The 14,513-nt window shown below is 39.3% G+C and carries 13 protein-coding genes and 1 other RNA gene; 9 read left to right on the forward strand and 5 right to left on the reverse strand.

Translation table 11 applies throughout. The features are described from left to right. The 4 genes from ACPC57_RS08320 to recU all read right to left on the reverse strand — a co-directional run. Nucleotides 1-253: transposase family protein (locus tag ACPC57_RS08320; protein ID WP_434066708.1), on the reverse strand; the 253-nt coding region annotated here is incomplete at its 3' end. Nucleotides 254-389: 136 nt separating this feature from the next. Continuing rightward, nucleotides 390-1,103 (reverse strand): 16S rRNA (guanine(527)-N(7))-methyltransferase RsmG, encoded by a 714-nt coding sequence (rsmG, locus tag ACPC57_RS08325; RefSeq protein ID WP_434065956.1) that lies wholly within the window; start codon nucleotides 1,101-1,103, stop codon nucleotides 390-392. Between the two features lie 57 nt (nucleotides 1,104-1,160). Continuing rightward, on the reverse strand, nucleotides 1,161-3,365 hold the full coding sequence (gene pbp1a, locus ACPC57_RS08330) for a penicillin-binding protein PBP1A (RefSeq protein WP_434065955.1): 2,205 nt from the start codon (nucleotides 3,363-3,365) through the stop codon (nucleotides 1,161-1,163). After that, nucleotides 3,346-3,963, reverse strand: coding sequence for a Holliday junction resolvase RecU (recU, locus tag ACPC57_RS08335; RefSeq protein WP_217374622.1), 618 nt, complete (start codon nucleotides 3,961-3,963; stop codon nucleotides 3,346-3,348). The genes pbp1a and recU overlap by 20 nt, the downstream gene beginning before the upstream one ends. Before the next feature lie 66 nt (nucleotides 3,964-4,029). On the opposite strand from recU, the gene ACPC57_RS08340 reads away from it, so the two are divergent. The 5 genes from ACPC57_RS08340 (at nucleotide 4,030) to ACPC57_RS08360 (ending at nucleotide 8,028) form a co-directional block, all read left to right on the forward strand. Beyond that, on the forward strand, nucleotides 4,030-4,569 hold the full coding sequence (locus ACPC57_RS08340) for a DUF1273 domain-containing protein (RefSeq protein ID WP_217375135.1): 540 nt from the start codon (nucleotides 4,030-4,032) through the stop codon (nucleotides 4,567-4,569). Between the two features lie 71 nt (nucleotides 4,570-4,640). Further along, nucleotides 4,641-4,973 carry a cell division regulator GpsB gene (gene gpsB / locus ACPC57_RS08345; protein ID WP_024397592.1) on the forward strand — a complete coding sequence of 111 codons (333 nt, stop codon included), beginning with the start codon at nucleotides 4,641-4,643 and terminating at the stop codon, nucleotides 4,971-4,973. 19 nt (nucleotides 4,974-4,992) lie between these two features. Beyond that, an RNA gene (gene rnpB, locus ACPC57_RS08350) (RNase P RNA component class B) lies at nucleotides 4,993-5,356 on the forward strand. Between the two features lie 53 nt (nucleotides 5,357-5,409). Further along, nucleotides 5,410-6,576 (forward strand): THUMP domain-containing class I SAM-dependent RNA methyltransferase, encoded by a 1,167-nt coding sequence (locus ACPC57_RS08355; RefSeq protein WP_171989475.1) that lies wholly within the window; start codon nucleotides 5,410-5,412, stop codon nucleotides 6,574-6,576. 9 nt (nucleotides 6,577-6,585) lie between these two features. Further along, on the forward strand, nucleotides 6,586-8,028 hold the full coding sequence (locus ACPC57_RS08360) for a cell division site-positioning protein MapZ family protein (protein WP_434066709.1): 1,443 nt from the start codon (nucleotides 6,586-6,588) through the stop codon (nucleotides 8,026-8,028). Between the two features lie 287 nt (nucleotides 8,029-8,315). Here ACPC57_RS08360 and ACPC57_RS08365 read toward each other — a convergent pair whose 3' ends face one another. After that, nucleotides 8,316-8,798: an S-ribosylhomocysteine lyase gene (locus ACPC57_RS08365; RefSeq protein ID WP_172037013.1), complete on the reverse strand. Its 483-nt coding sequence runs from the start codon at nucleotides 8,796-8,798 to the stop codon at nucleotides 8,316-8,318. Nucleotides 8,799-9,003: 205 nt separating this feature from the next. Here ACPC57_RS08365 and ACPC57_RS08370 point away from each other — a divergent pair, with 205 nt between their 5' ends. The 4 genes from ACPC57_RS08370 to ACPC57_RS08385 all read left to right on the forward strand — a co-directional run bounded on the left by ACPC57_RS08370 (nucleotide 9,004) and on the right by ACPC57_RS08385 (nucleotide 14,374). Further along, nucleotides 9,004-10,617 (forward strand): ribonuclease Y, encoded by a 1,614-nt coding sequence (locus ACPC57_RS08370; RefSeq protein WP_217374626.1) that lies wholly within the window; start codon nucleotides 9,004-9,006, stop codon nucleotides 10,615-10,617. A 209-nt stretch (nucleotides 10,618-10,826) separates the two neighbouring features. Beyond that, entirely contained in the window at nucleotides 10,827-11,453 is a 627-nt protein-coding gene (gene gmk / locus ACPC57_RS08375; RefSeq protein WP_274504906.1) for a guanylate kinase, read from the forward strand. Between the two features lie 23 nt (nucleotides 11,454-11,476). After that, nucleotides 11,477-11,791 (forward strand): DNA-directed RNA polymerase subunit omega, encoded by a 315-nt coding sequence (rpoZ, locus tag ACPC57_RS08380; RefSeq protein ID WP_217374627.1) that lies wholly within the window; start codon nucleotides 11,477-11,479, stop codon nucleotides 11,789-11,791. A 192-nt stretch (nucleotides 11,792-11,983) separates the two neighbouring features. Further along, a complete protein-coding gene (locus ACPC57_RS08385; RefSeq protein ID WP_434066710.1) occupies nucleotides 11,984-14,374 on the forward strand; it encodes a primosomal protein N' in 2,391 nt (796 codons plus the stop codon). The last annotated feature ends 139 nt before the right edge of the window (nucleotides 14,375-14,513 follow it).

A 14,513-nucleotide genomic window follows, 5' to 3' on the forward strand; every position in this document is an offset into this window, starting at 1 on the left:
AATTCTGACAGCGGAAACGACGTTTCCTTAACCGAATCAATGTCTTATATCCAGCACATTCTAGATAAGGGATTTTAGATTCTTTCTGGAGGTCATATTTAGCCATCTGACCATGACAGCTGTGGCATTTAGGAGCTGGATAATCCAGTTTAGCGAAGACTTCTTCATGTGTTCCAGCGTCTACATAATCCAAGATAGTGATATTAGGGTCTTTAATTCCTAGTAAGTTTGTGATAAAATCAAATTGTTCCATATGAGTCTTTCTAATGATGGTTTCGTCGCTTTTCATTATAGGTCATATGGGACTTTTTTTCTACACTAAAAAAGGCTCCATATTTTCCACAGTGGAGTAACCCACTACAGAAATTATAGAGCCGCTTTTCTTATTTTTAGAGGGGTCTTTTATTTGGCATACCAGCTTTGCGTGGAAACTTGTTTGGAGTTTCCTTTTTCTTTTCAACAATGGTCAATGTTCGTGGGTCGCCGTTCGGAAGGGTGTAATCATGGTTTTCAATCACTTTTGCAAAAAGAAGATTCAGAGCGTTTTTGGCTTGAGCTAACTCATCTTCCGCACTGGAGGCTTTGAGCGCGATTAATTTTCCGTTTAGTTTAAGATATGGAATTGTCAGCTCGGACAAGATTTGCATACGAGCGACAGCGCGTGCTGTTACCAAATCAAATTGTGCTCGAAAATTTTTATCGTGTGCATAGTCTTCCGCACGACCATGGTAAAAATGAACGCCTTCAAGTCCTAGTTCTTCTGAAAGAACTTGTAAAAAGTTGATTCGTTTATTAAGAGAATCGATGATAGTAACCTCTATTTGAGGGTAGATAATTTTCATTGGTAGGCTAGGGAATCCAGCTCCAGCTCCAATATCCAAGAGCTGAATTGGCTCATTTTGAATATGACCTTGAAGGATTGGTGCGATAGAATCATAGAAGTGTTTCAGATAGACGTCACTTTCCTCTGCAATAGCTGTCAAGTTAATTTTCTCATTCCATTCCACCAACAGTTGAAAGTAGCGATGAAATTGTTGTTTTTGTTGGTCAGTTAATTGAATGCCTTGGTCTGCCAAGGTATTATAAAATAATTCAGGTTTCATATTCCTATCTTATCACAATTTTGAGAAAAGAAAAACCCAGAAGAATCTGGGAATCTCTTATTGGTTTGTATTTTCAGTGTTACCATTATTCTGTTGGTTTGATGAAGTATCTGAAGTCGATGTACCATCAGAAGTGGAAGTTTCAGTCTGTGTACCATTATCATGTGTTCCAGAAGCTGGTGTACTTGAAGAAGAACTGCTTGACGTTGAACTACTTGACGTTGAACTACTTGATGATGATTGTGACAAACTATTATAGTGATTTATATAAGCATTTTTGAGAGAAGAGCTATCTCTTAAATAGTAATTTCCACCAAAGTTAACAACTCCACTTGGAACTTCCCAATCGGTTGCAGTGTAATCAGAGTGCATAAAGGTCATCATATTATGGTAAACATCTGATGCAATCCGCATGCCATTATCTAAAATTGGGGTCATGCGGTTTGTATATCCTGTCCAAACCGCCATCGCATACTGACTAGAATATCCTACAAAGTTCTCGTCTGGGACCACCATGGTGTTATAGGCTGCTTCTGGAATAGCAGCGATAATTGATTCCATTTCAGTATCGGTATAGTTTGAGGTACCAGTTTTCCCAGCCATCGGAACACCAGTAACTGAAGCATTTAGTCCATATCCAACTTCCATTACGGACTTCATCATATCGGTCATCAAATAGGCTGTCTCTTCTGACATAACACGAGTTCCTGTTTGAGGAAATTCTTTTACAGTTCCATCTGAGAATACGATTTTATTGACGTATTGAGGTGCATAATAAGTTCCTCCATTTGCGAATGCGGCATAGGCAGCAGCCATTTTCTCACTGCTTGCCCCATATTCTCTACTTGTATCAGAAGTGTTACTTGAAATCGCATTAGAGTAATGAATTTCTGGGTAATTAATTCCAACTGAATTTAGGAACTTCAGTGAATTTTCTAGTCCAGTCGCTTCTAGTGCCTTGACGGCTGTAACGTTACGAGAATATTTTATTGCAGATTTGACAGTGAGACTACCGAAATATTTTTTGTCCCAGTTATTTACGGGTGTTGAGGTTCCCGGATAATTGTAGGGTTCATCAACAATGATATCTGCGGTTGAGCTGTATACCCCATTTTCGAAAGCCGGGGCATAATCTGTTATTGGTTTCATAGTTGATCCGAAATCACGGTTTGTTTCGACAGCCTGGTTTATTCCGAAAGAAACATTGCTTGGTTGGTTTCGAGCCCCTAATTGAGCGATCACCTTACCACTTGATACGTCAATAATAGTTGATGCAACTTGCAATAATTCATCTGGATACGATACATACATATCCGTATTATAAATGTTCCACAACTGTTGTTGAGCAGCTGAATCAACGTTTGTGTAGATATCCATCCCTGTAGTTAAAAGATTATAGCCTGTATTTTTTTCAACTTCCTCAATGACTTGTTTGAGGTAATTATCCATGTAAGCAGGATAGGCAGCATCGTTGGAAAGTGGAAGGAGACCGTCTGTTACAGGCGTTAGAATGGCTTGTTCATACTGACTATTGTCAATATACTTCTCAGCCAACATTTCTGAAAGAACGAGATCTCGTCTATTTTTTGCATCTTCAGGGTGGGAATATGGATCGTACTGGTTTGGTGCTTGTGGCATACCCGCTAACAATGCCAATTGGGCAAGGCTGAGTTCTTTTAATTCCTTACCATAAAAAGTTTCTGATGCAGTTTTCATGCCATATGTCCCATTTGACATATAGACTTTATTTACATAATAAGTAAGAATTTCCTGCTTGGTCTTCGTCTGCTCAAGCTGTAACGATAACCAAGCTTCCTGTACTTTACGCTTGAGATTCTGGTCTTCTGCAGACGTTGAGAAGTAGGTCAACTTGATAAACTGTTGATCAAGTGTAGACCCCCCTTGCAGATTCCCGCCTGCAAGGTTATGAAGCAAGGACCCAGCAATCCGAATAACATCTATCCCTCTATGGTTATAGAAGCGTTGGTCTTCAATTGCGACGATTGCATTTGCAAGATCAGTCGGAATTTCTTCAGTCGTTGCATTCGACCGTTTCTCAGTTCCTAAATCTGCAATCAATTGGCCGTCCTTATCATATATTTTACTGGAAACAGTCGCAGTTAAATCTTCTTCTGTTAATTTAGGAGCACTTAAGATATAGGATCCAACTAAAACTGCAGCAGCAACTATGCCCACTAATGCAAGAGCCAATAAGATATTTACCAAACCTAGTAAATATTTTTTAAAGGTTGTTGTTTTCAAATGATTTACCACCTAATAGTTTTTTTTCAATCACTGAAAGATAGGGAAGAGATGGAAATGAGTTCATCTCGACAACATATCCGAATTCTCTAATATATGTCAAAGGCATTGATTTTGTACCTTGATCAGAATGATAGTAGTGAATTAGATGAATTGCAGGTAATAAGTAGGTTTCCTTCAATGTTGAAAAGTGAAGAAGGACGAAACAAATCCCACCTTGCTCTACAACTTGTCGCATGTGCTCAATCTGGTGAGCATGGAAGTTTTTTAGGGGCATTGATTTTTTTTGGCGCGTTTCTTTTGCTTCAAAATCTATATAGTGTCCCTTAAAAACCCCAGAATAATCTGTCGTGGATGCTTGACGGAAATAAGCTTCAACAATTTTAGCTCGGCTTCGTTTCGGATAATCGACTTTTACAATTTGCACCGGAGTAGGTTTTTTATGAATCACTGCTAATCCATGAGCAAGGTAATATGCATTGCTTTCGTTAATTGCAGATTCAAAAGACATCCCACGATTTGCAAAGTCAATATGCTGAGATATGTTAGAGCTAGTTCTAGTGATTTTTTTTCCGATTTTATGTGGATAATTGACCATAGAACCCCTTCTTGATAAAATAAATATCAGCATATTATATCATAATTGAAGAAAAGAGTACAAGGAATGCATACTAATACCTTATTGGTAAGTGGTTACAAGCACACAGATTTAGGAATTTTTAAACAGAAGGATCCCCGTCTTCCAATTATAAAGGCTGCAATCAGAAATGATCTTCTTCATTTTTTAGAGGAAGGGGTTAAATGGTTTGTCTTTACAGGAAATTTAGGATTCGAATATTGGGTTTTGGAAGTTCTACAAGAGCTTCAATCAGAAGGGTACGAATGTAAATTAGCTTGTATATTTTTATTTGAAAATCATGGAGACCATTGGAATGAGTCCAATCAGGAAAAATTAACAAAATTTAAAAATGTTGATTTTGTGAAATACATTTATCCAAACTATCAATCTCCAGTTCAATTTCGTCAGTACAATCAATTTTTGATTGAAAATACAGATGGTGTATATTTATTTTATGATAACGATAATGAAACAAATTTGAAATATTTTGTTCATCAAGCTTTAAAAGAAGAAGAGTATACTGTTAAAAAACTGACCTTCGATGAACTAAATGAAGTGGCCGAAAATTTTTCGAATTTTGAGTGATTTAACTTGCTTTTTCCATGTTTTTTTTAATATAATAGAATCAGTGACGTTTAAGGGTAAGGGAGAGAGAGATGGCAAGCATTAAGTTGACTACTAAAGATATTTTTGAGCAAGATTTTAAAATTGGTTTTCGTGGATATGATCAAGATGAAGTAAATGATTTCCTTGATGATATCATGAAGGATTATGATGCGTATGAAGCGATTATAAAGGAATTGAAGGGAGAGATTGCCCGATTAAAAGCTCAAGCAGCCAATAATTCTCGTTCAGTGACAACAGTCGCAGAGGAAACTACTGCTGTATTGCGAACAGAACGTCAATCTTCAGCGACTAATTTTGATATTTTACGACGTCTTAACCGATTAGAAAAAGAAGTTTTTGGGAAACAAATCGTTCAAGATTAGTAATAAGGTGGAAATTGCAATTTTTGGATAATCGCGTGGTAGGATACTATCATGAGGAAAGTCCATGCTAGCACTGGCTGTGATGCCAGTAGTGTTTGTGCTAGGCGAACAAATAAGCCTAGGGACATCTTTGTATGTTACGGCGGTCAAACGAGCTAAGTCTTTGATATGCTTTAGTAGGCCTGAAAGTGCCACAGTGACGAAGTTTTTATGGAAACGTAAAAAATGGAACGCGGTAAACCCCACAAGTTAGCAACCCAAATTTTGGTCGGGGCATGGGATGGATGGAAACGAACAGAAATCCTGACTGTTTTGACAGTAGACAGATGATTATCGAAGGTGGCAGTACCTAGTGCCACCGGAACAAAACATGGCTTACAGAAAATTGCATATTATAGGTAGCTAGCTTTGCTAGCTTTTATTGTAGAGGAAATATATGAAAAAACAATTTGAATTCATTGCGACCGCAGCAGCAGGTTTGGAAGCAGTAGTTGGTCGTGAAATTCGTAACCTTGGCTATGAATGTCAAGTGGAAAATGGTCGTGTTCGATTCCATGGTGATGTAAAATCAATGATTGAGACAAATATTTGGTTACGTTCGGCAGATAGAGTAAAAATAGTCGTTGGACAATTTCCAGCTAAAACTTTCGAGGAGCTGTTTCAAGGAGTTTTTTATCTAGACTGGGAAAACTATTTGCCACTTGGCTGTAAATTTCCAATTTCAAAGGCTAAGTGTGTCAAATCTAAATTGCATAATGAACCTAGTGTACAGGCTATATCTAAGAAAGCAGTAGTAAAAAAATTGCAAAAACATTTCTCCCGTCCAGAAGGAGTCCCTCTGCAGGAGGTTGGAGCAGAGTTTAAAATAGAAGTATCTATTTTGAAAGATGTAGCAACAGTCATGATCGATACAACAGGTTCTAGTTTATTCAAACGCGGGTACCGTGTTGAAAAAGGTGGTGCCCCTATTAAAGAAAATATGGCGGCTGCTATTTTACAATTATCAAACTGGTATCCAGATAAACCGCTTATTGATCCTACTTGTGGATCGGGAACTTTCTGTATTGAGGCAGCTATGTTAGCCAAAAATATAGCACCGGGATTAAAGCGTTCATTCGCCTTTGAGGAATGGCCCTGGGTAGAGACTCAACTGGTTGCAGCATTACGCAAAGAAGCGCAAGCTTCTATCAAATCAGACTTGGTGTTAGATATAACTGGTTCGGATATCGATGCCCGTATGGTTGAGACAGCAAAAAGGAATGCCTTTGCGGCCGGAGTTGAACAGGACATTGTTTTCAAACAGATGCGAGTCCAAGATTTACGTACGGATAAACTAAATGGAGTTATTATTTCAAATCCACCATATGGTGAACGATTATTAGATGATAAAGCCATTGCTACATTGTACAAAGAGATGGGGCAAGTGTTTGAACCTCTCAAAACGTGGTCTATATTCATTCTAACGAGTGATGAACAGTTTGAAGTTCGTTATGGTCGGCAAGCAGATAAGAAACGGAAATTATATAATGGTACTTTAAAAGTTGATTTGTATCAATTTTTCGGACAACGGCTGAAACGCTCTACACAAGAAGTGCAGGCTTAGGAGGATATTGTGGTAGAAAAAAATAGTCATCACCTACCTCTAGATGAGGAAAATGTGTTGGATTTCGAGGTGGCAAAAGATTTAACGATTGAAGAAGCCGTCAAAAAACAAAAAGAAATAGAGGCTGGAGTAACAGAAGACGATGGATTGCTAGATCGTTATATTAAGCAACACCGTGAAGAAATTGAGTCTCAAAAATTTGAAACCCAAATTCATTCTGAGCCGTTACTTAAGACGATTGAAAATGATGTTGAAAATAAAACGGAAACAACAAATTCAATTCTAACTGAAAAGTCAGAAGAGGTGGAAAATCATCCATTATTATCTAGCGAAGACGATACTGCTGAGTATCAGAGAGAAGTATTGGATGAAATTCCAGTTGTGTCAACAATATCGAACATTGAAACAAATGGGGTTTTGGAAGACAAGGGATTTGAACTAGCTCAAGAAGATGAAAATCAAGTAGGTCTTTCAGCTAAAAAACAAAGAAAGGCAGTTTATTTTTGGTCAGCAGCTGGTTTATTATTTGTTGGTGTGGTAGCGACTGCTTTAGTTTGGATGAATTCCGCCGATCAACCATCATCAAATACGGATGCTAGTTCCACAAGTACTAGTCAAACCACGACCTCATCATCAACAGATGCAAATGTTACTGCTTTTGAGCAACTGTATGCTAGCTTCTTTACTGACAGTGGTTTGACAAAATTGAAGAATTCAGAATTTGGTAAGTTGACTGAGCTAAAAGCGTTACTAGATAAGCTAGATAAAAGCTCTGATAGCTATAAGAAAGCAAAAGAGCAGTACGATGCACTTGAGAAGGCAATTACAGCTATCCAAGCGACCAATGTCCAATTCGATAAAGACGTCATAGTAGATGGTGAAATTGATACGACCGCAACTGTTAAAGCAGGAGAAACACTTTCTGCAACCACAACAGGAATTAGTTCAGTAGATGCATTATTAGCTTCAGTTGTCAATTTTGGACGTTCACAGCAAGAAGTTGCTTCATCTACTGTAGAGACAGAAGCGAGTGTTGTAGCAAATAATCAAGGTGCAGAAACAGCAGTTGATACAAGTACCTCAGATGCAGCAACAACAGCGGGAGAAGAAGTAACAACTGCAATTTCAACTTCATATGGGATTACGATTCCAGCTGGAGTTACCTTGCAACGCGACCGTAGTCGAGTTCCGTATAATCAAGCGATGATTGATGATGCAAATAATGAGGCTTGGAACTTTACTCAGGGGACTTTAGAAAATATTGTGGCCATTTCACAACAACGTGGCTATATCACAGGCAATCAGTACATTTTGGAAAAAGTAAATATTATCAATGGTAATGGCTATTATAATATGTTTAAACCAGACGGTACCTACTTGTTCTCAATTAACTGTAAAACAGGTTATTTTGTTGGGAATGCTGCTGGCAATTCTGATGCTTTAGATTACTAATTCTTTCGAAAATCAATATTATCTGTTGTCAAGCGCTAGTTCTAAGTTTTTGTATAAAATATCTCAACGAAAGGACTGGAGTGAAAAAATGGAACAAATTGTAGTTGCTTCAGCCCGAGTCTAGAAACTAGAAAATGAGGAAAAAATTTGAAGATGCAAGTCTCCACGATTTGTAATTCAAACTCAAAATCTGGCTACAATATCGGTTGATTTTCATTGAGTAAAATAATGAATAATACAAAAAGGTTTACAACCAGATTCGATGGAATAGCTGTAAACCTTTTTTATTAGATGATGTTTCTCTCAAAGGCATCAGTAGAGATTCCTTGAGATAAAATTAATTTTGCCCACTCTTTTGCAGAGTGGAGGCTGTGGTCTTTGTAGTTTCCGCATGACTCAATTGTTGTCCCTGGAACATCTTCCCAAGTAATTCCTTCAGCAATTTCCTCTAAACTTGATTTGATGACCTGAGCGATTTGAGTCGGGTCTTGTTTCCCCCACATAATCATATGGAACCCAGTTCGGCAACCGAATGGAGAACAGTCGATGAGCCCGTCAATACGTTGGCGAATCAACTTTGCCAAGAGATGTTCAATAGTATGCAAACCAGCGGTATCCATTGCGTTTTCGTTCGGTTGAATCAGACGAATATCAAAGTTGGTAATGATATCTCCTTTTGGTCCAACTTCTTCGGAAATTAAGCGAATATATGGCGCTTTAACAATCGTATGGTCTAATTCAAAACTTTCAACAACTACTTCTTTTTTCATAGGATCCTCCATAAAAGTGATAAATTCATTATAGCATATTTATGATTTTGGAATTGTGAAATCGTTTCAAATATGGTAAAATAGAAACAGATTTTGTAAAAATCGAATATTAAGTCTATGTTAGATGCTGTTAGAAATCGATGAGTCGTATGGTTTTGACAAGTGATGAAAAGAAGCAAAATAACATGGCTGAAAGAGGTAGAATATGGAAATCATTACAGTTGTAGTGACTCTTGTTTCTGCTGTCATTGGTTTAGTAATTGGTTACTTTGCCATTTCTTTGAAGATGAAGTCTGCAAAAGAAGCTGCAGAATTGATGCTTTTGAACGCGGAACAAGAAGCAAATAATGTTCGTGGTCGTGCTGAAGATCAAGCTGAAGCTATTCTACAAACAGCAGAACGTGATCGTAAAACTTTGAAAAAAGAGTTGCTTTTGGAAGCAAAGGAAGAGGCACGCAAGTATCGTGAAGAAATTGCAGAAGAATTTAAATCAGAGCGTCAAGAATTAAAACAAATTGAGTCTCGCTTAACAGAACGAGCAAGTAATTTGGATCGCAAAGACGACAATTTAACCAACAAAGAAAAGACTTTGGAGAAAAAAGAACAGAGTCTGACTGATAGATCTAAGCACATAGATGAGCGTGAGCAAGAAGTTGCAAAGTTAGAGGAGCAAAAAGCACTAGAGTTAGAAAGGGTAGCGGCCTTAAGTCAAGATGAGGCGAAGGAGATTATCTTAGCAGATACGCGTGATAAGTTATCTCATGAAATCGCTACGCGTATTAAGGAAGCAGAGCGTGAAGTAAAAGAGCGATCTGATAAGATGGCGAAAGACCTATTAGCTCAAGCAATGCAGCGTATTTCTGGTGAATATGTTGCTGAACAAACGATAACCTCTGTCCATTTGCCAGATGATGCAATGAAAGGACGTATCATTGGTCGAGAAGGTCGAAATATTCGTACATTTGAAAGTCTAACAGGGATTGATGTGATTATCGACGATACTCCAGAAGTGGTTGTTCTTTCAGGATTTGATCCAATACGTCGGGAAATCGCTCGAATGACAATGGAGACATTGCTGCAAGATGGTCGTATTCATCCGGCTCGCATTGAAGAATTAGTAGAAAAACACCGTATTGAAATGGACAATCGCATCCGTGAATACGGGGAAGCGGCTGCTTATGAAGTAGGTGTTCCAAATCTGCATCCAGATTTGATAAAAATCATGGGTCGACTTCATTTCCGTACGTCTTACGGTCAAAATGTTCTTCGACATTCAATCGAAGTTGCAAAATTGGCAGGCGTGCTTGCAGCTGAATTAGGTGAAAATGTGAATTTGGCTCGCCGGGCTGGATTCTTACATGACATAGGAAAAGCGATTGATCGAGAAGTTGATGGTAGTCATGTCGAAATCGGAACAGAGTTAGCTAAAAAATACAAGGAACATCCCGTTGTTGTTAACGCAATTGCAAGTCATCACGGTGATGTTGAAGCGACAAGTACGATTGCAGTTATTGTCGCTGCGGCTGACGCTTTGAGCGCAGCCCGTCCGGGTTCACGTCGCGAATCAATGGAGGCTTACATTAAACGACTTCACGATTTGGAAGAAATTGCTAATAGTTTTGATGGGATCAAACAATCTTATGCCATCCAAGCTGGTCGTGAGATTCGTATTATTGTGCATCCAAATAAGGTTAGTGATGATAAGATCACCATATTGGCACATGATATCCGTGAGAAAATTGAAAACAATTTGGATTATCCAGGAAATATAAAGATAACAGTCATTCGTGAAACGCGAGCAACAGATATTGCAAAATAAAGTCTGAAAATGAATATGAAAGAGTCTGAATGAGATACCATCAAATGTTAGAGAAAATCTGGTAGTTGAAGGTGAATCAAATAGGCTCTTTTCTAGTTCTAAAATGTCTTTAGAGATGAAAAAGGAAAATGTATGAACTACATTTAAAAGCAGTTGAAATTCAGACCAAATTTTGTTACACTAGAATGAAAGATTTAAAAGGAGATATCATGCAAGAGCGAGGGTTACTCATTGTCTTTTCTGGACCATCGGGTGTTGGAAAAGGGACTGTTCGAAAGGAAATTTTTGAAAGCTCCGATAATAAGTTTGAATATTCTGTTTCCATGACGACACGTCCTCAACGACCAGGAGAGGTGGATGGCGTTGATTATTTCTTCCGTAGCCGAGAAGAATTTGAAGAATTGATTCGCCAAGGTCAAATGTTGGAATACGCTGAATATGTCGGTAATTATTATGGTACACCTTTAACATACGTCAATGAAACTCTCGATAAGGGAATAGATGTCTTTTTAGAAATTGAAGTTCAAGGTGCTCTTCAAGTGAAGAAGAAGGTTCCAGATGGAGTTTTTATCTTTTTGACGCCACCTGATTTAGAGGAATTACAAGATCGCTTGATTGGTCGTGGAACGGATAGTGAAGAGGTAATCCGCCAACGAATTGAACGTGCAAAAGAAGAAATCGCCTTGATGCGCGAGTATGATTATGCAGTTGTCAATGACGAAGTACCATTGGCGGCTGCACGTGTCAAACGGATTATTGAAGCAGAACATTTTCGTATAGATCGAGTAATTGGTCGCTATGATGAAATGATTCGCGAGCAATTAGCAGAACGATAATAGAAAGAGGAGAGAAACGCATTATGATGTTAAAACCGTCTATTGATACCTTGTTAGACAGGGTACCATCTAAGTATTCTTTGGTTATTCTTATGGCTAAACGTGCCCGTGAATTGGAAGCGGGAGCGAAACCAACCCAGGAATTTACTTCAGTTAAATCTACCCTTCGTGCTTTGGAGGAGATTGAATCTGGAAATGTGGTCATTCACCCAGACCCAAAAGCAAAAAGAGAAGCTGTTCGTCGCCGAGCTGAGGAAGCAAAGCGTTTAGCTGAGGAAGAAGAACGTAAAATCAAAGCTCAGATTGCTAAAGAAAAAGAAGTCGGCGAAAAAATTTAAATATAAAACTCGGTTGGCACTACCATCCGGGTTTCTTTTCACTTTCAGATTGATAGATATTTTGATAGAAAGGAGGTAGGTCATTTAGTTTATCTTTTAATATTTGTTCCAATTAATAGTTGGAGTTTATACATAAAGTGAACCTTGTTCGCATCAGTCGTGGTATTAGAAGGTAAAATAAATGGAGATGGTATGTTAGCACAGGTTATTGTAGACGTCCCTTTGATGCAGACAGATCAAGCTTATTCCTATCGAGTTCCAGCTGAGTTGGAAGAGGGGCTCAAGGTTGGCGTGCGTGTCCATGTACCCTTTGGTAAGGGAAGTCGGCTGATTCAAGGGATTGTAGTTGAGTTGATTGATGAAGAAGATGAAAATAACTTACAAGACTTGAAAGAGCTTGCTGAGGTTTTGGACTATAGTCCTGTTCTCAATCAAGAGCAATTTTGGTTGGCAGACCAGATGAGGAAGTCGGTCTTCTCCTATAAAATTACCCTCTTAAAATCTATGTTGCCTAGCATGCTCAATTCGACCTATGACAAATTGCTCCGTCCAGGGCCTGGTTTGGAAATGGCAGAGCAGCTTAGTCTGTTTGGTAATAAGGAGCAGATTCGTTTTTCTGACTTGGACGTGACAGAGCAAGGAAAAATCATGCGTCTAGCCCAGTCAGGAAAAATCTTGGTAGACTATGTGGCCAAGGATAAGAAACAGATTAAGACAGAAAAATGGTACCGAGTTTGTCTGGAGAAATTACGAAAAGCAGACATTAGCAATCGAGCAAAAAAACGGCAGCAGTTAAGGGAATTTCTTCTGGAACATTCTGAAGACGAGCCCCTTTCAAACCTAAAATCGGACTATCCAGCTGATACGCTCCGCTATTTCCAAGAAAAAGGCTATATAGAAGTCTGGGAAGAGGAAGTGTCGCGGACTCAGGGAGTTTTTGATAAGGTGGAAAAAACGCAGGCCTTGGATTTGAATCCAGAGCAGTCGATCGCGGTTCGTGAGATTGTGGCCTCTATTGGTCAGGAAAGCCAGACATTTCTACTGCAAGGAGTGACAGGTTCTGGGAAGACGGAGGTTTATCTCCAGGTCATTGATAGGGTTTTAAAAATGGGGAAAACGGCCATTATGCTGGTGCCTGAAATATCCTTGACCCCTCAGATGACTAATCGTTTTATCTCTCGTTTTGGTCAGCAGGTTGCTATTTTGCACTCGGGCTTGTCTGATGGTGAGAAGTATGACGAGTGGAGAAAGATTGAGACGGGGAATGCCCAAGTGGTTGTTGGGGCACGTTCGGCTATTTTTGCACCATTGACAAACTTGGGCGTTATCATCATTGATGAGGAGCATGAGGCGACCTACAAGCAGGACAGCAATCCACGCTACCATGCGCGCGATGTGGCAAAGTTGCGGGCAGACTATAATCGAGCGACTCTGGTCTTGGGGTCTGCTACGCCGAGTCTTGAAACACGGGCTCGGGCTAGTCGAGGAGTCTATGGGAGACTGACTCTTAATCAGAGGGCCAATCCCTTGGCTCGTATTCCAGAAGTGGAAGTTGTGGATTTTCGAGATTACATTGGTCAGCAGGAGTCCAGTACCTTTACCCCTGTTTTGATTGATAAGATTAAAGAAAAGCTAGCTCGTAAGGAACAGGTCGTTCTTATGTTGAATCGGCGGGGTTATTCTTCTTTTGTCATGTGTCGTGATTGTGGGAGTGTTGACCAGTGTCCCAACTGTGATATTTCCCTAACGCTCCACATGGATACAAAGACGATGAATTGCCACTACTGCGGTTTTCAAAAGGGGATTCCTCAGACCTGTCCAAACTGCCAAAGTCGTTCCATTCGTTATTATGGGACGGGTACGCAAAAGGCCTACGATGAATTGCAGGAGATCTTGCCAGAAGCTAGAATTTTGCGTATGGATGTGGATACTACCAAGAAAAAAGGTGCTCATGAGGACTTGCTCGAACGGTTTGGTCGAGGCAAAGCGGATATTCTTCTGGGAACCCAGATGATTGCCAAAGGCTTGGATTTTCCAAATGTGACGCTGGTCGGGGTGCTCAATGCTGACACGGCCCTCAATTTGCCTGATTTTCGGTCTTCCGAGCGGACCTTCCAGTTGTTAACTCAGGTAGCTGGTAGGGCCGGTCGAGCTGATAAGGAAGGGGAGGTCCTGATTCAGACCTACAACCCCAATCATTATGCCATTGCTTTTGCCAAGGAGCAGGATTATGAAGGTTTCTATCGTTATGAGATGGGCATTCGGAAAAATCTTGGCTATCCACCTTACTATTTTACGGTTGGCTTAACCTTTTCACACAAGTCAGAAGAATTTGTCGTGAAAAAAGCCTATGAAACTGTAGCCTTTCTCCGTCAACACTTAAAGGATGCAATTCAAATCTTGGGACCAACGCCCAAGCCTATTGCCAGAACCCATAATCTCTACCACTACCAGATTATCTTGAAATACCGGCATGAAGACCGTTTGGAAGAAGTCTTGAACCAGATTTTGGATTGGACACAGGAGAGAGAAAATCAAGATTTGCGGCTGATTATTGACAATGAACCGCAGAATATGATGTGAGGTCACTATTGATCTTGCATTTTTTTATTCCAAATTTATTTTCATAGAGCGTTATTAATTTAAATAAACCTTGAATTAAGGAAAAAATAAGTATAAATGGTATAATTAGGAGATAGTATAATCAAAAATTAGTACGAAT

The organism is Streptococcus sp. VTCC 12886 (assembly GCF_049893425.1).
Lineage (GTDB): Bacteria > Bacillota > Bacilli > Lactobacillales > Streptococcaceae > Streptococcus > Streptococcus suis_AA.